At 63.5% G+C, this 23355-nt stretch carries 23 protein-coding genes; all 23 read left to right on the forward strand.

Features of this window, described 5'->3' with window-relative positions; genetic code table 11:
• The first annotated feature begins 2 nt into the window (after positions 1 to 2).
• The 23 genes from KIO74_RS03830 (at position 3) to KIO74_RS03930 (ending at position 23318) form a co-directional block, all read left to right on the forward strand.
• Positions 3 to 1454 carry a phage major capsid protein gene (locus tag KIO74_RS03830; RefSeq protein ID WP_249730846.1) on the forward strand — a complete coding sequence of 484 codons (1452 nt, stop codon included), beginning with the start codon at positions 3 to 5 and terminating at the stop codon, positions 1452 to 1454.
• A gap of 67 nt (positions 1455 to 1521) precedes the next feature.
• Entirely contained in the window at positions 1522 to 1947 is a 426-nt protein-coding gene (locus KIO74_RS03835; protein WP_213330683.1) for a hypothetical protein, read from the forward strand.
• 59 nt (positions 1948 to 2006) lie between these two features.
• On the forward strand, positions 2007 to 2336 hold the full coding sequence (locus KIO74_RS03840; RefSeq protein WP_213330685.1) for a hypothetical protein: 330 nt from the start codon (positions 2007 to 2009) through the stop codon (positions 2334 to 2336).
• 1 nt (position 2337) lies between these two features.
• Entirely contained in the window at positions 2338 to 2991 is a 654-nt protein-coding gene (locus KIO74_RS03845) for a head-tail connector protein (RefSeq protein WP_213330687.1), read from the forward strand.
• On the forward strand, positions 2988 to 3326 hold the full coding sequence (locus tag KIO74_RS03850; RefSeq protein ID WP_213330689.1) for a hypothetical protein: 339 nt from the start codon (positions 2988 to 2990) through the stop codon (positions 3324 to 3326). Before KIO74_RS03845 ends, KIO74_RS03850 begins: the two co-directional genes overlap by 4 nt.
• Positions 3326 to 4030, forward strand: coding sequence for a hypothetical protein (locus tag KIO74_RS03855; protein WP_213330690.1), 705 nt, complete (start codon positions 3326 to 3328; stop codon positions 4028 to 4030). Before KIO74_RS03850 ends, KIO74_RS03855 begins: the two co-directional genes overlap by 1 nt.
• A 2-nt stretch (positions 4031 to 4032) precedes the next feature.
• Positions 4033 to 4443, forward strand: coding sequence for a phage tail terminator-like protein (locus KIO74_RS03860; RefSeq protein ID WP_213330692.1), 411 nt, complete (start codon positions 4033 to 4035; stop codon positions 4441 to 4443).
• A gap of 87 nt (positions 4444 to 4530) precedes the next feature.
• Positions 4531 to 6006 carry a phage tail tube protein gene (locus KIO74_RS03865; RefSeq protein WP_213330694.1) on the forward strand — a complete coding sequence of 492 codons (1476 nt, stop codon included), beginning with the start codon at positions 4531 to 4533 and terminating at the stop codon, positions 6004 to 6006.
• A 105-nt stretch (positions 6007 to 6111) separates the two neighbouring features.
• Positions 6112 to 6576 carry a phage-derived protein YdaY family protein gene (locus KIO74_RS03870; RefSeq protein WP_213330696.1) on the forward strand — a complete coding sequence of 155 codons (465 nt, stop codon included), beginning with the start codon at positions 6112 to 6114 and terminating at the stop codon, positions 6574 to 6576.
• A gap of 17 nt (positions 6577 to 6593) precedes the next feature.
• Positions 6594 to 6854: a phage tail assembly chaperone gene (locus KIO74_RS03875; RefSeq protein ID WP_502762099.1), complete on the forward strand. Its 261-nt coding sequence runs from the start codon at positions 6594 to 6596 to the stop codon at positions 6852 to 6854.
• Between the two features lie 457 nt (positions 6855 to 7311).
• A complete protein-coding gene (locus KIO74_RS03880) occupies positions 7312 to 12258 on the forward strand; it encodes a tape measure protein (protein ID WP_213330700.1) in 4947 nt (1648 codons plus the stop codon).
• 11 nt (positions 12259 to 12269) lie between these two features.
• Complete coding sequence (locus tag KIO74_RS03885) at positions 12270 to 13805, forward strand: hypothetical protein (RefSeq protein WP_213330702.1); 1536 nt, start codon at positions 12270 to 12272, stop codon at positions 13803 to 13805.
• A 5-nt stretch (positions 13806 to 13810) separates the two neighbouring features.
• Positions 13811 to 15280 carry a phage tail protein gene (locus KIO74_RS03890; RefSeq protein ID WP_213330704.1) on the forward strand — a complete coding sequence of 490 codons (1470 nt, stop codon included), beginning with the start codon at positions 13811 to 13813 and terminating at the stop codon, positions 15278 to 15280.
• A gap of 6 nt (positions 15281 to 15286) precedes the next feature.
• Complete coding sequence (locus tag KIO74_RS03895) at positions 15287 to 16153, forward strand: hypothetical protein (protein WP_213330706.1); 867 nt, start codon at positions 15287 to 15289, stop codon at positions 16151 to 16153.
• A gap of 14 nt (positions 16154 to 16167) precedes the next feature.
• Positions 16168 to 18930, forward strand: coding sequence for a beta strand repeat-containing protein (locus tag KIO74_RS03900; protein ID WP_213330708.1), 2763 nt, complete (start codon positions 16168 to 16170; stop codon positions 18928 to 18930).
• 83 nt (positions 18931 to 19013) lie between these two features.
• Complete coding sequence (locus KIO74_RS03905) at positions 19014 to 19841, forward strand: hypothetical protein (protein ID WP_213330710.1); 828 nt, start codon at positions 19014 to 19016, stop codon at positions 19839 to 19841.
• Between the two features lie 238 nt (positions 19842 to 20079).
• Positions 20080 to 20205: a hypothetical protein gene (locus KIO74_RS32135; RefSeq protein WP_283772111.1), complete on the forward strand. Its 126-nt coding sequence runs from the start codon at positions 20080 to 20082 to the stop codon at positions 20203 to 20205.
• Entirely contained in the window at positions 20202 to 21059 is an 858-nt protein-coding gene (locus KIO74_RS03910; RefSeq protein WP_213330712.1) for a hypothetical protein, read from the forward strand. The genes KIO74_RS32135 and KIO74_RS03910 overlap by 4 nt, the downstream gene beginning before the upstream one ends.
• The gene (locus tag KIO74_RS03915; RefSeq protein WP_213330714.1) at positions 21056 to 21322 is read left to right on the forward strand and encodes a hypothetical protein; all 267 of its coding nucleotides are present in this window, start codon (positions 21056 to 21058) and stop codon (positions 21320 to 21322) included. Before KIO74_RS03910 ends, KIO74_RS03915 begins: the two co-directional genes overlap by 4 nt.
• Before the next feature lie 13 nt (positions 21323 to 21335).
• Positions 21336 to 21461 carry a hypothetical protein gene (locus tag KIO74_RS32140; protein WP_283772112.1) on the forward strand — a complete coding sequence of 42 codons (126 nt, stop codon included), beginning with the start codon at positions 21336 to 21338 and terminating at the stop codon, positions 21459 to 21461.
• The gene (locus KIO74_RS03920; RefSeq protein ID WP_213330716.1) at positions 21461 to 21709 is read left to right on the forward strand and encodes a hypothetical protein; all 249 of its coding nucleotides are present in this window, start codon (positions 21461 to 21463) and stop codon (positions 21707 to 21709) included. The genes KIO74_RS32140 and KIO74_RS03920 overlap by 1 nt, the downstream gene beginning before the upstream one ends.
• A 245-nt stretch (positions 21710 to 21954) precedes the next feature.
• The gene (locus tag KIO74_RS03925; protein WP_213330717.1) at positions 21955 to 22173 is read left to right on the forward strand and encodes a helix-turn-helix domain-containing protein; all 219 of its coding nucleotides are present in this window, start codon (positions 21955 to 21957) and stop codon (positions 22171 to 22173) included.
• Positions 22174 to 22919: 746 nt separating this feature from the next.
• Entirely contained in the window at positions 22920 to 23318 is a 399-nt protein-coding gene (locus KIO74_RS03930; protein ID WP_213330719.1) for a DUF6717 family protein, read from the forward strand.
• The last annotated feature ends 37 nt before the right edge of the window (positions 23319 to 23355 follow it).

Genomic DNA, 23355 nt, shown 5'->3' on the forward strand with positions numbered 1-23355 from the left:
CCATGCTGACCCGCCGTCTTTCTGCGCCGTTTGGTGTGGCGCTTTTCAGCTTGTTCGCCGTGGCGTGCACAGTCGCTTTCGTGGTCGCCGATCCGGCGATGCCCGCCAGGGTGGCCTCCGGGTTTTTTGATCATCAGTTCGTGGCCGCCACCGCGGTTGGCCTTGCCGCTCTGCGCTCACAGCGCGTCGAAGTGGTCGATCAGATGCGCGCTCTGATTACTGGCGCCGAAGCGGAGGACCGCGACCTCAGTGCCGAGGAACAGGCGTCCTATGACGAGTTGAAGGCTCGGAAAGCCAGTCTGGATAACCGCATTCAGCGCAGCGAAGAGCTTGCCAGCTCGACCGCGGCGCTTGATGCGGTTGTCCCAGCAGCCGCTCGACACCAGGGCATTGTTCGCTCCCTCGGACCTGAGGCCTCGCGTGAATTCGAGAGCTTCGGCGAGTTCATGCATGCGGTTCGGTTCAATCCCAACGATCAGCGCCTGAACTTCGTGGAGGGTGTTGGCGCTCAGGCGGATGAGAATGGCCTGCGCTCCGAGATGCGGATGGATAACGACGCATCCGGCGGGTTCATGGTGCCGCCACAACTGCGCCAGGTTCTGCTTGAGGTCCCCCCGCAGGAGGCGCTTGTCCGCCCGAGGGCGCAGATCATCCCCGCGGGATCTCCGCCTGATGCGGGCGTAACCATGCCCGCGCTCGATCAGACCGGCGCAAACCCGGCCAATATGTATGGCGGCGTCGAGGTGAAGTGGATCGGCGAGGGCGAGGAGAAGCCCGAGACGGACGCCAAGCTCAGGGAAATCACCCTGACGCCTCACGAGGTGGCCGGTTTTGTCACCATCACGGACAAGCTGCTGCGAAATTGGCAGGCGGCCGGTGCATTCGTGGAGCGGCTGCTGCGCGGCGCGGTTGCATCGGCGGAGGATTTTGCATTCCTGCGCGGAAGTGGCGTGCACCAGCCTCTCGGCGTCTTGAATGCCGGGGCGACGGCCTATGTTAACCGCGTGGGCGCAAACCACGTGGTCTACAAAGACCTCGTGGCGATGGTCGGCAAGCTTCTCATGCGTGGCGGCGGCCAACCCATCTGGTCTATGCCGCAGTCTGCCCTGGTGGATATAGCCACGCTGAAGGACGACCTTGGAAACCTGATTTGGCATCCCAATGCGCGAGAAGGTTTCGCTGGCACTCTGCTTGGTTACCCGGTGCGCTGGAATAATCGCGCCCCGAGCCTCGGCACAAAGGGAGATATTCTTCTTGCCGACCTCTCGTACTACCTGGTCAAGGATGGCTCTGGCCCGTTCGTGGCGACCTCAGAGCATGTAAAATTCACCTCAAACAAGACGGTCATTAAGATTTTCTGGAATGTTGATGGTGCCCCCTGGCTGACGGCACCAATAAAAGAAGAAAACGGATACACGGTGTCGCCGTTTGTTGGCCTCGACGTCCCGGCTTAGTCGACGTGAAGCCGAGATAAATCTCGGCTCATCTCATCAATTCTATCTCTGACGAAGGAATCGTGCGATGCGCGACTTTGCAAGTTCCATTCACCCCGTACGGGCGATAAGCCCTGCTGCGGCTGTAACCGACAATACCCCTATCGTGTCCCAGATCATCGACGTGTCTGGCGCCGAGGGGCTCGTCTTCCTTCTGATGCTTGGCGCGCTGGCCGATGCGGACGCCACCTTCACGGTCCTCGTTGAGCATGGTGACCAGGCCAATCTCTCCGATGCGGCAGCGGTGCCGGACGCCTACCTCACTGGCACTGAAGCGCTGGCGGGGTTCGCTTTCGACGACGATAACGAGACGCGAAAGATCGGGTATGTCGGGTCAAAGCGCTATGTGCGGCTGACGATCACGCCCGCCAACAACAGCGGGAACGTCTTTGTTTCGATGCTCGCGCTGAAGTGCGGGCTGCGTTACGCGCCCGCAGCAAACCCGCCCGCGTAGCGTCGTCAACGCCCTTTTGGGCAACGCCCCATTCCTTAATTCCATCGGGAGTTCATCCAATGCCTTACGTAGTCAAGGCGGAGTGCGTCGACGTGCGGAGTGGGAAGCGCTTCTTCCCAGGCGACAAATTTCACCCGGAACCTGATGAAGATCAGGCGGCGCGTCTGATCGCGGCGGGGTGTCTTCGCCTGGATGGCGCGACTCCGCCCCGCCCCGCCGCGCCAGTCACATCCCCGTCCAGCAACGAGGGCGGCGTCAACATCGAAGACATGACGGTTGACGCCCTGAAGGCGCTGGCCGCTGAAAAAAGCATCGACCTCGGCGATGCCAAGCTCAAGGCGGATATCATCGCCGCGATCAAGGCGAAGCTGTCGGAAGGCGGCGCCTGACATGACCGTTGCCGTGATCACGCCGCCGGCCCCGATCATCTCGGCGGCTGAGGCGCGTAGCCAGCTATCCATTGGCCCTGAGATCGCTGACGACATTCTCGACGCGCTGATCGCCGCGGCGACGGAAGTACTGGACGGCCCCGATGGCTGGCTTGGCCGGGCCTTGGGCGAGCAGACCCTGGAGCAGCGCCATAGCGGCCTGTATTGGGTCTGTTCGCCCGTTTTCATGCTCTATTACCCGCCTCTCATCGAGGTGGTCAGCGTCAAGTACCGTGATCCCGATGGCGTCGAGCAGACCGTTGATCCCGCCGACTACCGCGTGATCGGCGGGGCTGGGGCCACGGGCATCGCGCGCCTGGCGCCGACCTATGGGACCCCTTGGCCGCGGGCGCAGGCGAGCGAGGAATCCGTCAGGATCACCTTCAGGGCCGGATATCCCGTGGTCGACGGCAAGAGCACCGTGCCGGCGCCGATCCGCCATGCGGTGCAACTCGGCGTGCGCGAACTGCTCGATGTCGGGCGCGAATTATTCCTGAAGCGTGAGGATGTCGAGGGCGTCCTCAACCGCGAATGGGTTGTCTCCGAAGCTGCCGGCAAGGTGATTGGCGGCGCCGTCGAGAAGCTTCTTTCACCCTATAGGGTCTGGATGTCATGAGCCTCGCCGCCGCGACCATAGCCGCGCTCGACCGGGCGATTGACCGCGCCGGCACGCCTGTCACCTTCCGCCAGATCAATCCGCATCCCGCGGCGCCGACCGATACCGCATGCCGCGCCCATGTTCGCGATGGCGACGCGGTTGTCGCCGGCAATGGCGTGTCCCAGGTCAAGGCCGTCGTCATTCTCTCGCCAACTGGCCTGCCTGGCCTGCCGAAGAAGCTCGATCAGATTGTCATCGACGGCAAGGTGCGGACGGTGGATCTGCCGCGCTTCAAGCGGATCGATGGACAGGTCGTGCGCATCGAGCTTGATTGCATCGGGGCGGTCGGCTGATGGCCGTCCGTGTCCGCGCCAAATTTGTCAACCGCGATGTCGTCGCCTTCGTCAAGCAGGGCGTTTCGGCGGAAGCGACGGCCAAGATACGCGCCAATGTCGCCCGGCAGGTTCTTGCCGATGCCCAGGAACAAAACCGCAGGGCCACCGGACGGGTGCCTGAGCATGAAACTTACGTCGATGGCCGCAAAGGCGCTCCCCTCGAAAGCGTGAAGCCTACAGGGACGGTCGTTTTCGAGTTCGATCTTTATGAGGGTGTATTTGCCTGGATAGGCGAGCAGCTCGTGCTGCATTCGCCTGCGTTGACAGGGGACTATCGGGCGTCCCACCTGTTTCTGGCTGACGGTGTCCCGATCGAAGCCGGCGCGAAGGTGCCCGAAGCTGGCGAGTACGTCTTCGTCAATAGTCAGCCCTATGCCCGTAAGATTGAGCGGGGCCAATCCGATCAGGCGCCGGATGGCGTCTATGAGGCGGTTGCCGCACTCGCGGCGCGGCGCTTCGGAAACATTGCCGCCATAAAGTACAGCTTCCGCGCGCTCGATAATGGGGCGCTGCTCGCATACCAGCCGGCCGCCCGCGTGGTGAAGCGCATCGCGCGTGGGCAGTTCGGTGCTGGGCGCTTCACGGCCACGGGTGAGGATCGGACCGCGCAGCGGCGCGAGCAGTCCTTGAGGCAGCCGGCTATCGTCATTCGGTTGAGGTAATCATGCCGAGCCAGCTTGTTGTAAATGCTGTTGAGGCCCGTCTTGCCGCTCTCTGGTCGCGCTGCCCTGTCTTCGGCATCAACCAGGAGGCGACGGCGCCGGACGACGCCTCGCCCTATCTCGCGGTGCAGTATCCCGTCGCCAACCGTGATCAGATCACCATCGGCGCGCCGGGCAACAACGTCTTTCGCGAGGAAGGTGCCTTTCGTTTTGTCCTCCACACCGAGCGCGGCGCCGGCCCCGCCAAGGCCTTGGCCTGGGCGGACGAACTCGCGCTGATTTTCCAGGCCAAGCAGTTCGGCGGCGTCACCACCTGGGCGCCGTCGCCGCCGACGCTCGATGAACGCAACTACGACGGCAATTACTGCGTCGTCTCCTTCGCCGTTCCCTACTTCGCCGACACGCGCGGCTAAGCGCTTTCCCCCTTTTCACCGGCGGGCGGGTTGCCCGCTTTTCACGGGTCGCCTGCGGCTCCCGCACGACCACGCATGGAGGCTCGTATGGCCGAACTTCAGTCAACCAACCGCGTCAAGCTGTCCAAGGTTCGTGAGTCCGTCGCCGGCACCACGCCGGCCAATCCCGCTTTCAAGGAAATCCCGCAGACCTCCAGCGGCCTCAACGCCGCGCCGCAGACCGTGACCTCGAATATCATCCGTTCCGATCGCCAGGTCGCCGATCTCATCCTCGTCGGCCTCCAGGTCGGCGGCGATGTCGGTGGTGAGCTCGCCTTCGGCGCGGCCGATGAGGATTTCGAGGAGGCCCTGCAAAACCTTTGGGTGAACAGGCCGGCGATCGTGGTGGCAACGGCCGACACGGAAATCTCCGATGTCTCGGCGACCACGCTGACGGTCGCCTCCGGCGGCACCAATTTCAAGACCGGCCAGCTGGCGGCGCTCAGCGGCATGCCGACCGCGGGCAACAACAAGATCGCCCGCGTGACGTCGTCAACCTCCACTTCGATCGTGTTTCCGGCCGCGTCCTTTGCGGCCGAGAGCGCGCCGATCCCGGTTGGCGCCGAGGTGCGCGTTGTCGGCATCGAGGGCGCGGCGGCGGATCTCGCGGCGGTCACCGCCGGCGGCAACGGCCTCACCTCGGCCGCGCTCGACTTCACGACGCTCGGCTTCAATGTCGGCGAGTGGGTGAAGATCGGCGGCGCGGCCGTCGGCGCGCAGTTCGCGCCGGCGGCGAATAACGGCTGGGCGCGGATTGCGGCGATTGCCGCGGGCAAGCTCAGCTTTGACGAGGTCCCGGCCGGATGGACGGCCGATGCCGGCACCGGCAAGACCATTCAGCTGTTTGCCGGCGACTTCCTGAAGAACGGCACCACCAAGCTGCCCTCCACCTTCGAGCGCCAGTATCTCGACCATTCCCCGGTGTCCTACGAGTATTTCCGGGGGCTGGAGCTCAACACCCTGAGCATCAGCGCGCCGGCGCAACAGATCGCCACCTATGCCAAGTCCTATATCGGGCGTTCGGCGGAGATCCTGTCCGCCCGGCTCTCCGGTGCGACGGATGTGACTCCCGACGTGGGTGACGTGCTCAACACCTCATCGAATGTCGGGCGCATCAGTATTAGTGGAGTGGAAGTCACCGGCCCCAACTTCGTCATGTCGGCGACCATCGAGATCAACAACAACCTGCGCGCCCAGAACGCGGTCGGCTATCTCGGCGCGGTCGGCATCGGCAATGGCGAGTTCACCGTCACCGGCACGCAGGAATTCTACTTCGGCGACAAGTCCGTCTACGAAAAGGTGCTGGCGAATGCGCCGTCGAATTTCACGATGGTGCTCGGCCGCCAGGACGGCACCCGGCAGTCCATCCTCGTCGATCTCCCGCGCCTCAAGTATTCGTCAGGCGCCCCCGCCGTCAGCGGCAAGAACGCCGACGTGATGCTGTCGGCCAACTACCAGGCCATCCGCCATCCGACGCTTGGCTACACGATGGCTGTCCAGCGCTTCCACTACCTGCCGGCGTAACCCGGCTGCACCGACGTCGTGAGGTCCCGGACGGATCCCTCGCGACCGGCGGGAGGCGGGTCACAGCGCCTTCCGCCACCCTTTCTGTGACAAGGAGATCATCACATGGACATGCAATCAACGAAGGTAGACAGCGTCGTTATCGAGGGCGGCGAATGGGTGAAGGACATCCCGCAGATGGATGACCTTGAACTGAAGGTGCGCGGCCTCGGTTGTGCGGAATTCAAGCGCCATATCGCCAGGCGCCAGCGCGCGCTGCCCAAGGGTGCCCGGCATCGCGACGGTTCCATCGATCCCCAGTTGCAGGAGACCATCGCCACGGAAGCGATGATCGAGACCATTCTGCTCGACTGGCGCAATCTGGATGACGGCGGCGTGCCTGTCCCCTACAGCAAGGAGAAGGCCCGCGAATATCTGACGAATCCGGATTATCGCCTGTTCCGCGATGCGGTGTCCTGGGCGGCGAACACAGTCGCCAATGGTGACGCGCTGGCGGACGACGATATCCTGGGAAACTCCGCGCCTACGTCGAATGGCAGCACGGGTGGAGCCGCCATCACGACGCCCTGATCGCCAATTTCGAGCGGATCGGCCAGCCGGTGCCGGAACATCTGCTGGCGCCGGAGCTTGACCCCGTGGAAGCGGAGATCGTCGAGGCCTTCAACGAGCTGGCATCAGACCGGCCCGTGGCCTTCGGGATCGGCCCGATTCCCTTCTCGTCGATTGCCCGTTATGCCGCTTTTTGCGGCTTCGACACGCTTGGTGAGCGCGACTTTCTCCGCCGCGCCCTGCGCGCCATGGACGCGAAGTTTCTGGAGCTGACGGCGAAACCGCGCGGAAAGACTTGATCCCGCGCGGATCGCGTCGCTAGCATGCCCAAAACTTGGGGGTGATGATGCGTTGGATCGTCGTTGTCGCGCCGTTGGCGTTGGTGGGGTGTGTGGCCGCGAAGCCGGGCGCTGAGACTGTTAGGCTTACGTCGAATGTCGAGCAAGTGAGGGGCTGCTCCTTGATTCGGCAGGAGACGGTCGGCATTCACAACCTCGAAAGCATTAATGCGGTGACGATCCAGAAGGACATTGTGACGAAGTTCAGAAACGCCGCTGCTTCGGCCGGCGCCACTGACGCTCTTACGCAAGGCCCATCCCTCAATGCTTTCGGCACGGCCGCTACGATGACAGGCGATCTATACCGCTGCGGCTAAGCAGCCGCGGGCCAAAGGTATGACCATCACGGGTATACCTTTGCTGAAAATCGGATCACGCAGGCCGCCTCCCGAGGCGGCCTTTTCTTTTGGAGCCGTCCATGGATCTGTCGAGTGCAAGGGCCGTCGCGCGCTCCGAGCTGCATTTCGTCTCGGAAGGGGCGGAAAAGGCGATCAGCGATGCCGAAAAGGTTGCCGCCAGTCAGGAAAAGGTGGGGCGGTCCGCTGATGTCGTCGCCATCACAACCGATAAGGCCTCCAAAAGCATTCTCAGCGCCGAGGGCTCCTACAAGCGCCTGCTGACCTCGGTTGACAAGCAGTTCCGCGCGCAGTCGCAATTGGCCTCCGGGCAGGCGCGGCTCGATCGCGCCTTTGAGCAGGGCGTCATCGACGCGCGCGAATACGACCGTGTGATGGGGTTGATGCAGCAGCGCTTCACCGTGCTGCGCGCCGACAACGATAATTATGCGGCATCCGTTGGCGGGCTGGGTGCCCGGCTCGGCTTGTTGGGCGGCGCTTTCGCGGCCGCTGCGGCCGCCGCGGCCGGCATCACGCAGGTGTTGTCGCCGGGGGCGGTTCTGGCCGTCTCGCGCGAATTCGAGAATCTGGAAGCGTCCTTGCGCACGGTGACCGGCTCGGCGGAGAATGCCAAGACCGCGATGGGCTTTATTGACGACTTCGCGGTGCGAACGCCATTTAACCTGCAACAGGTCACCGAAGCCTTCATCCGGCTGAAGTCCCTCGGGCTCGAGGCGGGCGAGGACGCCTTGACCTCTTATGGCAACACCGCATCCGCCATGGGCAAGCCCATCATGCAGATGATCGAGGCGGTTGCCGACGCCGTCACCGGAGAGTTTGAGCGCCTGAAGGAGTTCGGAATCCGCGCCAAGCAAAGCGGTGAACAGGTTACCTTTACCTTCCAGGGCGTCAGCAAGACGGTCGGCAAAAGTTCGGCGGAAATCGCGAAATATCTCCAGGACATCGGCAACCAGAAGTTTGCCGGCGCCATGGACGAGCAGATGAAGACACTCGGCGGCGCGCTGTCGAATGCGGAAGACGCGATCGCTCGCTTTCAGCGGGAGATCGGGCGCGGCGGCTTTTCCGATGCGGTCAAGGAGGCGGCTGACAGCCTCGCGCAGTTCCTGTCATCGAACGGGGATCTGGCGCGGGGAATAGGCGCCGTGCTCGCCGAAATCACCCGCACCGGGACGCAGATCGGCAATGAGGTCGCCGGCATCGTCACCCGGGTGATCAAGCAGGTGGAGGATCTGCGCCAATGGGCTGAGTCACTAAGCGCGCTCGGCGGCGGCATTCTCGGTGGCGCGAAGACGGGGGCGGATGCGACATCGTCGCAGTTGGGTGGATACTTCCAGCAGTTCGATGACTTCATGACCGACCTGCTCGGCCCAAAGCTTGACGCGCTCGTTGCTGATCTTGCCAACAGCCTGATTGGCGGCTTCGTCGGAGCCTATGAGGCGGTTGTCGCATCATGGGGCCAGTTGCCGGCGGCCTTTGGCCAGTTGGGCGCCGGTGCCGGTAATGCGTTGCTGTCCGGCCTGGAGACCATGGTCAATACCGCCATTGGCTGGATCAATGCCATTATTCGCGCCGTCAACACGGTGGGCGGCAGCCTTTCGGAGGTCGGCACCGTCCAGTTCAAGCGCTTCGAGTCCGGCGCCTCCGAGGCCCTGGGAAACGTTGGCGAGGCCGCGAAAAAGGCTTTCACCACGGCGATGAACACCGACTATGTCGGCTCAGCCGCCCAGGCCGTGAAGGGCCTGGTGAAGCCGGTCGCTGATCTCAAATCCGCCTACGAGCTCGCGGGCGCCGAAAATCAGCGCTTCGCCGGCCGGCTGTCCATGATGGAGGCCGACAAACAGGCGAAGTCCATGGGCTCCCTCGCGAGGGCGACCGACGCCGCGGGAAAGGCCGCGGGTGGCGCCGCCAAGGGCGCGAAGGAGGCCGCCAGCGCCTATGAGAACCTGCTGCAACGCACGCAGGATCGTATCGAAGAGCTGGAGATGGAGCGGCGCTATGTCGGGCAGACCACCGATGCGGTGATCAAGCTGAAGCTCGCCCACGATCTTGAACGGGCCGCGAAGAAGAGTGGCATCGAAGTCACGGCCGATATGCGGCGGGAATGGGACCTGCTCGGCGATGGTCTCGCTGGCGCCACGCGCCGCCTTGAGGACGCGAAAGAGGCGCTGAAAGAGATCCAGGAGGCGCAGAAATTCGTCGGTGGCCTCTTCGAGAACTTCATCGGCGACCTGATCTCCGGCTCCGGCAAGCTGGAAGACGCGCTGAAGGGCCTGGCGGACACGTTCCTGAAATCAGGCCTTCAGGCGCTTCTCACTGGTGAGGGGCCTCTTGCCGGGATTCTTGGCGCCAGCGCGACCGAGAAGGGCCAGCAGGGTGGGCTCGTCGGCATGTTGATGGGCAATGATGTCAAGCTCTTCCGTGAGACGATCGCGAAGGGGACGTCCGATGGCCTGAAGGACTTCGGGAATTATATCGGTCCGCGCACCAGCGACGAAGCGGCGGCGGGGCTCATCAATGGTACCGGCATTAGCGGCAAGGAACTGATGGGTGGCATCACAGCGCTCGCTAGCATTGGCGCTGCTTATGGTAGCGGCTTGTCTTCCGGAAGCCCAATGATGGGAGCTGCGACGGGAGCGCTTAGCGGCGCGCTTGGTGGCGCGATGGCGGGGATGGCTATCCCTGTGATTGGGCCGATTGTCGGCGCGATCATCGGCGGCGTTCTTGGTGGGGGCTCGGGCTTCCTCGGCGGCTCATCCGCGCAGAAGCAGAGGAAGGACGAGCTCAAACGCCAGGCGGAAGAAAACTACCAGGCCGCAAAGCCGCAAGTCGCGCAGCTTGGGCAGCTCTTCCGCGGCGACGACCTTGGCAACATCCAGCAGCAGATTCAAGCCGGCATCGACAAGCTCAACGAGTTGGGTCCGGTGCTCGTCAATGCGGGTCATGTCGATGAGCTGATCGCCCTGCAGAACGATTACAACACCTTCGTCAGCCGGATGAAGGACGAATTCCGGGCTGACTTTGACGGCACGATCGAGGAACTGCGCGCCGGGCTGGGGGCGCAGGGTCCGTTCAAGCAGGCATCCGACGCGGTGAAGCAGTTCGGCGACAGCGCCAAGACCTTCATTGCCGATACGAAAACGGCCTTCGGGGATGGCGCTTGGCAGATCGACGCCGCCCGGGATGCCTCGATCGCCTACGCTCTGTCGATGCTCGATCAGGCCAAGACGCTCACGGAAGTGCAGCAGTCCATCCAGTCGATCAACGGCACGGCAGCAGGCCTGTCGAAGGTGCTTCAGGATCTCGGGATGTCGGCGGAAGATGCCGCCAACGCCATCAACCAGCGCGTCGGCGCGGCAATGGATCGGCTGCGGTCGGCCTTCACCGATGGCCTTGAGCGGCGCCTCAATGAGGCGAGTGATCGCGGTTATATCAATGAGATCAGCGATCAGATCGCGCAGTACCGCAAGGATTTGTCGGATGCGGCGGCGCTCGGGCTCGATGGCGCGCTCGCGGCCAAGGTTTTCGCGGCCGAAGCCCAGCAGATCGTCAATGGCGCCGAACTCGCGGGCGACGCCTTCAACGCCCTCGTGCAGCAGTTCCCGGAGCTGGCCGGCGTCGTGAAGGAGTTCTCGCAGGCGCTCGCCGACATGGGCAACGACCTCGCTGCCATCGCCCAGCGCCAGCAAGGCTACTACGATCGCATCTTCAACGCGGCCAACGACAACAGCACGCTGGAAGGCGCCTTGAAGGCCTTCGACCGCCAGGCGCAGCGCGAGCGTGAAGCGGAAGTGAAGGCCGGCGGGCAGGCTATCACCGATCTCGAGCTTGCCCTTGCCGCCGAGCGCGTGAAGATCGTCAATGACTTCGCGGCCAAGGCCAAAGCGGCTGAGCAGCAGGCGGCCGAACAGGCGGCGCGCGCGGCACAGCAGAAGGTCGACGAAGCGCAGCGCGCGGTCGATGACGCTCGCTCGGATCTTCAGCGGGCCTATGAGCAGCAGGCGTCAAGTATCAGAGCGATTGTGACCCGCCTGGAGGGCGTCTCCGCATCTATTCGTAAGATCAGAAATGATCTGCGCTTCGACGACGCGTTGTCGCCTTACAACGATCGTCAGCAACAGAAAGAAGCCGAAGCGCTCTATCAAGACGTGAGAGCGAAGGCCCTTGCCGGCGATCAGACGGCGATGGACCAGCTGGCCGACGCAGCGCGCCGGTATCTGGAGGAATCGAAGGCCTATTACGGTTTCAACGAGGTCTATGCCCGGATCTTCGAGGAGGTGCAGTCGACCCTTGAGGCTGTCGGCAGCAAGGCGCAATCGGAACTCGACATTGCCCGCGCGCAGCTCTCGGCGCTCGACGCGCAGGTCAGCGGCCTACTCACCGTCAACGACAGCGTGCTGACGGTGGCGGCGGGCATCGAGAAGCTGAATGCGGCGGTGGCCGCCTTGGCGGCGGCGCAGGCGGCGCAGATCGGCAACGGCACGGGCACGCCCGACCAGCGCACGGCCTATGTCACCTCGCTCTACCAGAAATACTTCGGCCGCCAGCCCGATCAGGCGGGCCTTGATTTCTGGGTGAAGTCGGATCTCTCGACGTCGCAGCTCGACCAGGCTTTCGCCGATGCGAAGGCAGCCGGGGCCATGCGTCTCGGCGGCATCGTCGGGGCCTATGCCCGTGGTGGGCTGATCGGCAACGGCATCTTTGACGTCGACAGCGTCATCGCGCGCTACGCAGGCGGCGGCAACATCGCGCTCGCGGGTGGTGAATATGTCATGCCGGCGCATCAGACGCGGGCCAACTTGCCCGTTCTCGAGGCGATGCGCACCGGCCGCGCGCCAGCCAATGACGACAGCGCCAAGGAGGAGATCCGGGCGCTTCGGAGTGAAGTCGCCAACCTCACTGGCGTCGTCCAGCAGCTCCTTGGCCAGAACGTCGAAGCGTCGCGCGCGACGGCGTCGGCGGTCAACAAGCAGACCGTGGCGATTGAACGCCAGGCCATCGGGCGCCGGTAAAAGGACCCTCCATGCTCTATCTCGTCGAGATCGACGCCCATAACGGGGCGGCGCTGCTGACGTTTCGCTTCGCGACAGAAGCCTACATCACCAGCCCGTCTGACAGCCCGGCCAACACCATCTATGAGCCGCGCATCGTCGACCCCGGTTCCTTCTCCGCCAATCTCTACAACGCGGGGCAGACCGGCGGCAGCGCCTCCATCGGCTTCGGCGATCTCATCCTCGCCAATGCTGATGGTGGGCTCGATGCCTGGTTTGACTATGGCTTCGACGGCCGCCGCGTCGAGATCAAGCAGCTCGCGAGCGTCGCCTCGTCCTTCTCGTCGGCGGTGACGGTGTTCAAGGGCACGATCGAGACGATCGACACGACGGACGCCTGGAAGACGCTGCGGGTGCGGATCTTCGACAGCCGGCTGACCCTCGACCGGCCCTTGCAGGTCAACCGCTATGCCGGGACGACGTTGGGCGCTGGCAACACCGCCGAGGGCACCGAAGACCTGCGCGACCAGCCGAAGCCGCTTGTCTTCGGCAAGGTTTTTGGCATCCGGCCGTTCGCCGTGAACCCGTTCGATGGTGTTTTTCAGGTGGCGGACAATGCCGTCAATGACATCGACGTCTTCGACGGCGGCTCCCCGCTCACGAATGTCGGCAATTACACCTCGCTCGCGGCCCTCATCGCCGCGACTGTCCTGCCGGGCCGCTACGCGACCTGTTTCAGCCTTGGGCTCTTCCGCATCGCGCGCTCCGCCTTCCAGCTCACCGCCGACGTGCAGGAGGGCACGCAATGGTACGAGCGTAATGCTGCCGGCCTCGTCCGGCGAATGTTGCAGCGGGCCGGGCTCACCACGGCCGATTACTCGGACGCCAGCCTGAACGCGCTGAGCAGCCTCAGCTCGGCAGAATGTGGCATATGGATCGACAGCGATCAGCATATCCTCGATGCCGTCCAGCAGGTGTTGAACTCGGTCGGCGCCTGGATCGCGCCGAACGCCAATGGCGTGCTGGAGGTCGGTCGCTTCGAGGCCCCGGGAACGCCGGTCACCACCATCACGATGGACGACATCATCCGGCCGGAGAATATGACCTTCGAGGTCACGAATGATGCGGGCCGAGGCGTGCCCGTCTGGCGCGTCGTCGCCCGCTACAAGCGGAATTACACACCGCTGTCGGGATCGGAAGTCGCCAAATGCACGCAGCAGAACGAGGATTACAAAGCCTATCTCGCCACGGAATGGCGGGAGCGTAAGGCCGAAGATGCCGCGATCAAGACCAAGTACAAGAACGCAGGCGAGCTGACGATCGAGACATGCTTCACGCAGCCGACCGATGCACTTGTCGAGGCGACGCGGCTGCTCGCGCTCTACAAGGTCAGGCGTGACCGGGTGAAGGTCGTGCTGTGGGCTGAGCGGGCCGCCGGCATCAAGCTCAACGACACCGTCACCGTGCAGGTTCCGCGCTTCGGCTATGGGGCTGGGCGCCCCATGCGCGTGATCGGACGCAATGAGAACCGCGCCGAGAACATCGTCACCCTTGATCTGTTCGGCTGATCCTCATGGCAGATAGCGCAATCGTCATCACGTCGGTCAACAAGGCTGGCGGGGCGGGCCAGATCACCTTGCTTGTCGGCACGAGCGGCGGGGGAGAAGACGAGTGCCTGATCTACATGACCTTGAACAGGGTCGAGATCTACGCCTCCAAGACCAACAACCGCGCCACCGCCACCAAGATCGGCGACACGACCGGCACCTTCGTGCATGGCAACCTGGGTGTGTCGGAAACTTGGTATTATTGGTTCCGGGCGATCGACAACAACAGCCCGCCGCTGGTCGGTGAATGGTATCCGTTTTCGCCCACTGACGGCGTCGTGGCGACGACCAGCAATCAGGTGCCGCCGCCGAATTCGGTCGGCACGCCGCAGCTCCAGGATGGTGCGGCGACCGCGCAGAAGATCGCCAATCTCGCCGTTGGCTCGGCCCATATTCAGGCGCTCGCCGTCAAAACCGCCAACATCGACAACCTTCAGGTGACCGACGCCAAGATGGTCACCATGTCGGCGACCAAGCTGACGGCCGGCGTTGTTACCGCCACGCTGACGATCAACGCGCCACTGATCAACGGCGGCAGCATCAACGGCGCCCGCATTCGCATCCAGGCGACCGATGGCACGCTCGTCGAGCCTGGCATTATCTTCAATTCGACGGTCGCGCCTAACGTCTCGTCGGTGCGCATCAGCCAGACCGGCGCGAATGGCGAGGCGGCTGTCTATGGCACCAATCTCGGAACGGGGCCGCAGTCGCACGGCGCGCGCTTCAACAGCGTCCCTATTACCGGTCCGGCGGGCGGGGCGGCTCTGCTTGGCCTGCCGCCTGCATCCGGCGGCTATGCTGTGTGGTGCGAGAATGGCACGGTTGGGCCTTTCACGGGTTCTCATCCCGGCTTCATCGACAAAGACGCGCCGGACATTCCGCTCGGGTCAATCCTGGTCGACGGCGATGTCATTGATCGTCGAGGCGTCGATGACACCGTCACGTCGGTTTCGCTGTCGAGAAAGGCGATGGACCCGGCGGCGATTGGCATTCTGACGCGCCGGCACGCTCTCGATGAGGCTTCTTTGCACGCCGTGGTCGATGGATCCAACGTCCCGCCGATGAAATTCGACGAGACGGTCAGTCCGCAACAGCGCCTTGGCAGTGGCGCATTGGCCCTGAGGAAGCATCGCGAAACCTGGAAGCAGAGCAAAGCGAAGCGCGCGAACTGGGCGGGCCGCTTTGATGGCGTCGTGATCAACGGCCTCGGCGAAGGCCAGGTCCTCATTTGCGGGCGGGGCGGCGATATCGAGAAAGGCGACCTGGCCTGCACCTCGGATCTGCCGGGCATCGGCATGCGCCAGCCTGATTTCGATCTCGGTGGCCAGCGCGCCCAACTCGTCACGCACTACACCGTGGCCCGCATCCGCGAGGCCGTGACGTTCTCCGATCCCGACGAGGTCAAGCTCGTCGCCTGCATCTATCTCTGCGGTTGAGGCGCCATGGCCGACAACAGAATCATGCTTCTTTACAACGCCCTATCGGACGGCGGCGCCTTCGCGGCCGGCTATGGCTCGTGGGTCACGGGCCTGCCGCTCGCGAATCTCCAGAACAACCAGCTGTTCAGGCGCGCCCGCTCCACCAATCTCACCCTGACGAGCACGCGCTTTCGCATCGGCTTCTCAGCGCCGATCGCCCAGCGGGTGTTCCTGCTCGGGCCGCATAACGGCTCCGGCGGCATGCAATACCGCATCAGGGGATATTCCAACTCCGGCTATTCATCCCTGATCTTCGACACGGGATGGATAGGCCGCTCGGTCTCGTCGCTCACCCTGCCATGGGAGACCTTCAACTGGTGGCTGGGCGGCGCCGGCACCGAGAACGACGACCCGGAGGTGAGGCCCTGGATCATCCATGTCTTCGACGACCAGGTCGCCGCCCAATATTGGCAGGTCGAGATCGACGACACCGGCAACGCGGCGGGCTATTTCGAGGCGGGCCGGCTGTTCATGGCCGATTGGTGGGAGCCGTCCATCAATTATCAGTACGGCAACAACGGCCTCACCTTCGAGCCCAATGTCATCCGGGAGACGTCGGCATCGGGGGCCGAATATTCAGAGCGCCGTGGGCCGGCGGTGCGTGTCTTCTCCTTCAATCTCGACCACCTGCCCGAAGCCGAGCTCTATTCCTCCGGCTATCGCATGATGCGTCTGGCGGGTGATGACCGGGAAGTCTTTGTGATTCCCGATCCGGCCGACGCCTTTATTCAGCGCCGCTCCTTTCTGGGCCGGCTGCGCTCTTTTGGCTCGCTGTCGCAGAACACGTTTCAGCGCGGCGGGGCCTCCTTCGAACTCAAAGAACGCATCTAGACCGGAGGCCTATCATGGCTTTTGACCCGACCGCACTCGCTGCGGTGGCGCGGCTTATCGCGATCATTCCAGCCAATTTCACCGGCTTCAATCATCAGACCGCGTTCCCCCAGACGGGGAATGACATGGGCGTCGTCGCCAATGCCATCGCGGCGGAGGCCTTGCTCGCGATCAATGCGGCGGCGAATCTGGCGGGCACCTCGACCACGTCAACCGCGATCGGCACCGGCTCCAAGTCGTTTGTCACCCAGGCCGGCAAGTCGTTCAATGTCGGGCGCTATGTGCAAATCGTCTCGGCGGCGAACCCGACGACGCGGCAGATGTCGGGGCAGATCACGGCCTATTCGGGCACGTCGCTGACGGTCGAGGTCACCACCGCGCTCGGCAGCGGGTCGGCTGATGACTGGACGATCTATCTGTCCGGCCCGGCGGGCAAGGGCGAGAAAGGCGACAACGGTGCGGACGGCGCCAATGGGTCGAACGGCGCCAACGGCAGCACTATTCTCAGCGGCACGGGGGCGCCTTCGTCGGGAGCGGGTGTCGCGGGGGATTTCTACCTCGACACAGGCACCATGCTTTTTTACGGTCCCAAGGTCGGCTCGGCCTGGGGATCGGGTGTCAGCTTGAAGGGCGCCAACGGCACCAACGGGTCTGACGGCGCCTCGGCGACGATCGCAGTCGGCGACGTCACGTCCGTTGCGGCGGGGCAGCCGGCGACGGTCACCAATGTAGGTACCCCCCTTGCCGCCGTGCTGGATTTCGAGATCCCGGCGGGGCCGGCTGGCGTGGATGGCGATGACGGGGCCGCCGCGACTATCTCCGTTGGAACCGTTTCCACCCTGACGCCCGGCGCTTCGGCCACCGTGGCGAATGCCGGTTCACCCTCTGCCGCCGTGCTCAACTTCGGCATTCCGGCGGGAGTTCAAGGCCCGGCTGGTCCCGTTATCGCGGCGTCCTGGAATTTTTCCACCACGACGACCGACGCCGACCCCGGCAACGGCAACGCGCGGCTCAACCACGCGACCCCGGCAAGCGCTACCGTCATTTATTTCGACAACCTCGACGCCGGCGGCGCCACCGTCACCGCCTGGCTCGATGCCCTCGACGATTCCACGACCACGGGCAACAAGGGCCGCCTTCGTCTCGTGGCGGTCGATACCCCGACGATCTTCGCCGATTATCGCGTGACCGGCTCCGTCGTCGATGGCACAGGCTACCGCAAGGTGCCGGTCGCCTATGTCGCCGGAAACGGCACGCCTTCCAACGCCGCGAGGCTTGCCTTCAGCTTCGCGCCGACGGGGGATGCAGGCGCGGCCGGTGCGGGCTCTGGCGACGTGACGACGGCTGGCGCTGTGTCTGCCGGCAATATCGCGGTCTTCGCCGACAACACCGGCGATGTCCTTGAGGATGGCGGCGCATTCAGCTCCTATTCCGCCTCGCTCCTTGGTGGAGCCAATGAGGCGGCGTGGAAAGCGGCGCTCAACCTGGAGATCGGCACCGACGTCCAGGCCTATTCCGCAACGCTGGGTTCGTTCGCCTCACTGGCGACGGCGGCCAACAAGGGCTTTTACGCGACTGGCGCGGGCGTCGTTGCCGAATACAACCTGACGTCCTTCGGCCGGACGCTCGGTGGCCTTGCCGATTATTCCGCATTGAAAACTGGCCTCGCCCTGGTCAAGGGGGATGTCGGCCTCGGCAATGTCGATAACACATCCGACAGCACGAAATGGTCGGCCGCAGCCACGCTGACGAACAAGATCATCAACTTCGCCAACAACACGATCAGCGGCATAGCGACGTCCCACTTCGCGGCCAGTGTCGTCGACACCGACAACACGCTGGCTGCCGACAGCGACACGCGCCTTCCGTCACAGAAGGCTGTCAGAGCCTATATCAACAACCTCCTGGCGGGCGCTGACTTCGCCTCGATGAAGGGCGGCATCAACGCCTCAACGAACCCGAACTACCCCGCCGCCAATGCGGGCGATACCTACCGTATCACGACGGCAGGCCGGATCGGCGGCGCTTCCGGCCCTGTCGTCGAAATCGGCGACATGGTGTTCTGCTTCGTGGATGGATCGAGCACCGGCGTTCAAGCCGCTGTCGGCGCGAATTGGAATGTCGTTCAGACCAACATCGACGGCGCAGTGATAGGCCCGGCGTCATCGACCTCCGGCAACGCGGCATCCTTTTCGAACAGCTCCGGCAAGAGCATCCAGGACAGCGGTAAGGCTCTTCCTTCTGGCGCGATCGTTGGCAGCACCGACATTCAGACGCTGACCAACAAGACGTTGACCTCCCCGGTGATCAGTTCACCAACGGGCCTGGCTAAGGCCGATGTTGGTCTCAGTAGCGTCGATAACACCTCAGACGCCAGTAAGCCGGTATCCTCACAGCAAGCCGACGCGATCAAGGCCAAGCCCGAGGCCTTCATCCTCGCCTGCAGCGACCTTACCACGGCGCTCGCTGCCGGCACGGGCAAGGCTTATTTCCGGCTGCCCTATGCCTTCACCCTCACAGCCGTCAAAGCCTCGCTTCTCACCGCGCAGGCATCCGGCAGCATCTTCACCGTCGACATCAACAAGAACGGCACTTCCGTCATTTCGACGAAGCTCACGATCGACAACACCGAGAAGACGTCTGCCACGGCCGCGACGCCCGCCGTCATATCCTCCGCCGCCTTCCTCGCTGACGACGAGGTAACGATCGACATCGACCAGATTGGCAACGGCACGGCGGCCGGCCTCATCGTCGAACTGATCGGGAACCAATCATGAGCCTGATCATCAACCCATACGTTTTCGCATCCGCAAAAAAGCCCCTCCTAATGATAAGCGGGTTCGTCGGCGGTGTTTATCGCATGATCTATTCGCGCGACGGCATCACCTGGACGACGAATACCGGATTTACAGTCCCGAGCAACTATTCGTGGTATGCGGTTGGCTCGCTGTCCGGAACTCCCTGTTTCCTGGCGGGCGAGAATTCTAACGTCAATTCGTATCTCTACACGAACGACCCCATGGCCGGGTGGACTGGGGGCACGGTTCCCGGAACAGCCGGAGGGTCGGGTGCATTCTCTGCGACTGAGGTCGTTATCCTTTCTCTCTCAGGCTCCGGTTCGCAGCGCGCGACGGCGATTGCTGGCTCTTGGACGGCGATAGCGACGATCAACGCCCGCTGCGTCATTCATGACGGGACGGTGTTTGTCGCCGCTGGGACGAACGCGATTTACACGGCAGCGTCTGCGTCAGGTACGTGGACCAATCGAGCCTCCGCGACATACACGATGAATGACGTCGCGAAAGGTGACGATGGGCTTTATGTCGCGGTCGGTGTCTCGGGCGCCATGCGCACTGCGACGTCGCCGACTGGCACGTGGATTTCCCGCACATCGTCATTCGGATCGGATAACATCAACGGAGTTTGCAAGGGCGCATCCTATTGGGTTGCGGTCGGCAATGCCGGAAAGATTGCGACCGCTACGGATCCAACCGGAACCTGGACGCAGCGAACTAGCGGGACATCGGATGCCATCAATAAGGTAGTCTACAATGCCGCGCTGGGGCTGTATGTCGCTTCCACGACGAGTGGAATACTCACCGCCACAGACCCAACCGGCCCATGGACCGCAAGGACAACACCGTCTTCGACAGCGGTTCGCGGTATACTAAGCTTGGAAGAGTGGTGATCCACCGACCGCTGCTTCGCACCCCGGCCTGATTTCTCCCTCAAGAACCGCTCACCCGCCGCCCTCCGAGGCGGCTTTTTCAATTCAGGTGCAAGCCCGCCCCCGGCTGCTGGCTTGCGCCGGGGGAAGTGAGCAGCCAGGGGCGGTGCCTCATCGCCGGGGGAGCGGGTCTGAGGTCGGCCATCGGAACACGGCCTAGACCGCGCCGCAAGCGAGTTTGATCTTCGGAGACATCCAAATGAAACTTTTGCTGATCGTGGCGCTCGTCGCCGCGAGCGCGAGCGCTTGCGCGTCTCGCGACAAGACCGATTGGGCAGGTGTCGCCAAGGGCGCCCACTGCGTGGTGGAGGGTTGCCGGCAATGAGCTTCAACCGCTCCACCTTCTTCGCCTATGCGCGCCGCTCGCCCTTCGGCGACAGACTCACGCAACAGCAGGTCGACGGCATGACCGACATCCTCAACGAGTGGGATGCCCATTACAGCCATCTGCCGCTGGCCTACCTCGCCTGCTACCTCGGCCAGGTCTTCCGCGAAACCGGCGGCACGATGGTCCCGGTTCGGGAGACTTTCGCCACCAGCGATAAGCAGGCCATGACGCGGCTCGAGACGGCGTGGACGTCCGGCAAGCTGCCCAGCGTGAAAACCCCGTACTGGCGCAAGGGCTGGTTTGGTCGCGGGCGCATGCAGATAACCCATGCCGAAAACTACGCCTATGCGCAGGCCAAGTCCGGCCTGCCGATTGTGGCTGACCCGTCGCTGATGCTCGACAGCAAGGCGGATCTCAAGGTCTCGCTGCCCGGCACGATCGAGGGATGGTGGACGCGCGGCAAGCACCGCATGTCGATGTATCTCGATCGCCCGGACCCGGACTTCGAGGGCGCTCGGCGCATCGTCAACGGCACGGACAAGGCGAAGTTGGTGGCGACCTACTGCGAGGCTTTCCTCGCCGCCCTCAAGGCCGCCGAGATCGGCAAGGCGCAACCGGTCGACGCGCTGCCGGCGCTCGCCGTGCCCGATGATATCAAGCCGGCTGAGAGCAAATCGCTCTGGTCGGCGCTGCTCACCTTCGCCACGGGCGGCGGCGGCCTCGCCTTCCTCGGCGCCATCGACAACCCGATGTCGCTCGCCGCCTTCGCCCTTGTGCTGGCGGCCGGCGGCATCGGTCTTTGGCTGGTGCTGACCGGGCGCGTCACCTTCAACCGGCGGCCGGCTCCATGATTGCCGCCGCTCTTGGTGAGGCGCTGGCCTTCATCAGGCGCTACCCGCGCCTCATCGCCACGCTGCTCGCGGCGCTCGCGCTCATTGTCGTGGCCGCTCTCATCTACCGCCAGATCTACACCAGCGGCTACGAGGCCGCGCAATCTGCCATCGCCGAACAGGACAAGGGGGCCGTCGATGCGGCTGACAAAGCTTCTGCCCGTCGTCGGGCTTGCATTGATTCTGGCCGGATGTGGAGCGTCGCGACCGGCCAGTGTCGCTGAAGGTGAATGCCGGGTGTTTCGCGCTCCTGGTGTCCTGATCGATGGCCGCACCGCCGCCGATCAGGACTGGATTGACGACACGATCGAGCGGGGCATCGCCGGCTGCGGCTGGGCGCGGCCGCGACTGAGGGGGCTGTGATGGATGAACAGAAGGCGCCCGCCACGCGCTTGGCCGAACTGCCGGAAGAGACGCTGGATTTCTTGGCGCAGCTCCAGCCCGGTGACATCGTCCTGATGCGCGAAGGGATAGGGCTGTTGCGGGCGGTCTCCACCCTCGGCCGCTTCGCCCGCTGGGTGGCGATCACCGTGCTCGGCCTCGTCGCCGGAAGCGTGCTGTTCTGGGAGAGCGTGACCAAGATCCTGACATGGACGAAGGTCATCAAATAAAAAACATACTGTGTAGGCTAAAAGGCTTGCCTCCGCCTACTCAGTATGCGATAACAAACCACCGAAGCAGTTCAGCTTCGGGTTTGAAGGGAGGTGAGCCGTTTGAAAATCCGGAAGGTAGTGCTGAAGATCAAGTTCCTCGGGTGGCACCTGGTCCTGATCATCAGCTAAGCCAACGGGGATCGGGTGAAAGCCCGGTCCCCACCGGAAAGGAAGCGGCTCACCTCCTTGACAAGGATATTACCATGACCCCCGAGCAGTTCAAGGCGTGGCGCAAGCACATGAAGATCTCCCAGGCAAGCGCCGCCGGGCTGCTCGGCATCAGCGTGCCCTCAATTCAGCTCTATGAGAAGGGCAGCCGCCATGAGGATGGCCGCGCGGTGGTCATCCCGAAAGCCATCGAGCTTGCCTGCGCCGCGCTCGCGCTCGGAATCCGGGAATACGAGGGGCCGCAGGTGGGGTAGGGGCGAGGCGCCGCCCTGTCCTTCGAGATGGGCTGTTTTTTGCGTTGTTTGTTCTTTTTCTGTTCTCATATCGTGGGCTGGCGTAGGATGCCGGGCTATGAACATGACATTAGAAAACATGCGGTCACTGGGCGTGAGATCGCTCCACATTTGGTGCACAGGCCCCCATAGTTGTGGCCGACATGCGATAGCGTCCCTGGACGCACTCAATGATGCGGTCGATCTCGTGGTGCTCTCTCGACACTTTCGGTGCCATGTCTGCGGGAGCCGGGCGAGCTATTCGATGCCCAACTGGACAGAGCGGTCCGCTCGCAATGGTTCGGTGCGAGCGGAGCCGCCGCAATTCTCGGTCCTGCCAAGTCCGCAAAGATGGGGCGGGTGACGGCGGATCGCGTTACACTTCCCCTCAAATCTCGCCCCGTTTGGGCGAAAGCGAGTGTAACGGGGCCTTGAAACCGCTCATTTCGTCCGGCCTGTCACGCCGGAGGTCGCGGGTTCGAGCCCCGTCACTCCCGCCATTGGTTTCAATGGCTTAGCCGGACTTTACGCATAATCGTCCGAGCCGCTGTCGCGAGTGTTCTGATATCCTCCTCTCTGTTCTTCTAAGGCTGAACCCCGACGGCGTGTTCAATGTGTTCCGGCGGATGCGGCGACGTTCGGCTGGCTGTACGGCATGGACAACCATGGTCGCGGACTGGTTACCGCGAGGCGTTCATCGGACGATGTGGTGCGACAGGAGGAGACGGATGAACAGCATCAATGTCATCGCGCCCTACAAACATTTTGGCATGTGGGTATTCGATGACGCCGAGGTGGGGCTGAAGCAGGAGCCGTTTGTCGCGGGCGCCGATAGTCTGATCGACTTCGCGACGGCGGGCATACCGGATGCGGCGCGTGGCTTTGTCATGGTCTTCTCGGCCGCCGCTTTTCCCGGACATCAATACACATTGGAGTGGCGCCGCGCCGAGGGCGACGGAAACGTTTACTACAATGGGGAGTTCCGTCAGGAGGGTTGGCTTTGCCCGGCCCTACTGCGTTATTTCGACCGCCCTCCGGCCCGGATTTATGTCCAGATCAAAGAGCGGGAAAGAACGGCACGTTCGCGCAACCTGCTCGGCCGCTGGGCCGAGCGCTGGCTTTCTTGACGCTCCTCCCACCGAATGGGGCTCCAGGGCGAAGGCC

The organism is Chelatococcus sp. HY11, assembly GCF_018398335.1.
In the GTDB taxonomy this organism is placed as follows: Bacteria; Pseudomonadota; Alphaproteobacteria; order Rhizobiales; family Beijerinckiaceae; genus Chelatococcus.

Coding starts and splice junctions, on each gene's coding strand:
- KIO74_RS03830 (WP_249730846.1), top strand. CDS start 3: ATGCTGACCCGCCGTCTTTCTGCGCCGTTTGGTGTGGCGCTTTTCAGC.
- KIO74_RS03835 (WP_213330683.1), top strand. CDS start 1,522: ATGCGCGACTTTGCAAGTTCCATTCACCCCGTACGGGCGATAAGCCCT.
- KIO74_RS03840 (WP_213330685.1), top strand. CDS start 2,007: ATGCCTTACGTAGTCAAGGCGGAGTGCGTCGACGTGCGGAGTGGGAAG.
- KIO74_RS03845 (WP_213330687.1), top strand. CDS start 2,338: ATGACCGTTGCCGTGATCACGCCGCCGGCCCCGATCATCTCGGCGGCT.
- KIO74_RS03850 (WP_213330689.1), top strand. CDS start 2,988: ATGAGCCTCGCCGCCGCGACCATAGCCGCGCTCGACCGGGCGATTGAC.
- KIO74_RS03855 (WP_213330690.1), top strand. CDS start 3,326: ATGGCCGTCCGTGTCCGCGCCAAATTTGTCAACCGCGATGTCGTCGCC.
- KIO74_RS03860 (WP_213330692.1), top strand. CDS start 4,033: ATGCCGAGCCAGCTTGTTGTAAATGCTGTTGAGGCCCGTCTTGCCGCT.
- KIO74_RS03865 (WP_213330694.1), top strand. CDS start 4,531: ATGGCCGAACTTCAGTCAACCAACCGCGTCAAGCTGTCCAAGGTTCGT.
- KIO74_RS03870 (WP_213330696.1), top strand. CDS start 6,112: ATGGACATGCAATCAACGAAGGTAGACAGCGTCGTTATCGAGGGCGGC.
- KIO74_RS03880 (WP_213330700.1), top strand. CDS start 7,312: ATGGATCTGTCGAGTGCAAGGGCCGTCGCGCGCTCCGAGCTGCATTTC.
- KIO74_RS03885 (WP_213330702.1), top strand. CDS start 12,270: ATGCTCTATCTCGTCGAGATCGACGCCCATAACGGGGCGGCGCTGCTG.
- KIO74_RS03890 (WP_213330704.1), top strand. CDS start 13,811: ATGGCAGATAGCGCAATCGTCATCACGTCGGTCAACAAGGCTGGCGGG.
- KIO74_RS03895 (WP_213330706.1), top strand. CDS start 15,287: ATGGCCGACAACAGAATCATGCTTCTTTACAACGCCCTATCGGACGGC.
- KIO74_RS03900 (WP_213330708.1), top strand. CDS start 16,168: ATGGCTTTTGACCCGACCGCACTCGCTGCGGTGGCGCGGCTTATCGCG.
- KIO74_RS03905 (WP_213330710.1), top strand. CDS start 19,014: ATGATCTATTCGCGCGACGGCATCACCTGGACGACGAATACCGGATTT.
- KIO74_RS32135 (WP_283772111.1), top strand. CDS start 20,080: ATGAAACTTTTGCTGATCGTGGCGCTCGTCGCCGCGAGCGCGAGCGCT.
- KIO74_RS03910 (WP_213330712.1), top strand. CDS start 20,202: ATGAGCTTCAACCGCTCCACCTTCTTCGCCTATGCGCGCCGCTCGCCC.
- KIO74_RS03915 (WP_213330714.1), top strand. CDS start 21,056: ATGATTGCCGCCGCTCTTGGTGAGGCGCTGGCCTTCATCAGGCGCTAC.
- KIO74_RS03920 (WP_213330716.1), top strand. CDS start 21,461: ATGGATGAACAGAAGGCGCCCGCCACGCGCTTGGCCGAACTGCCGGAA.
- KIO74_RS03925 (WP_213330717.1), top strand. CDS start 21,955: ATGACCCCCGAGCAGTTCAAGGCGTGGCGCAAGCACATGAAGATCTCC.
- KIO74_RS03930 (WP_213330719.1), top strand. CDS start 22,920: ATGAACAGCATCAATGTCATCGCGCCCTACAAACATTTTGGCATGTGG.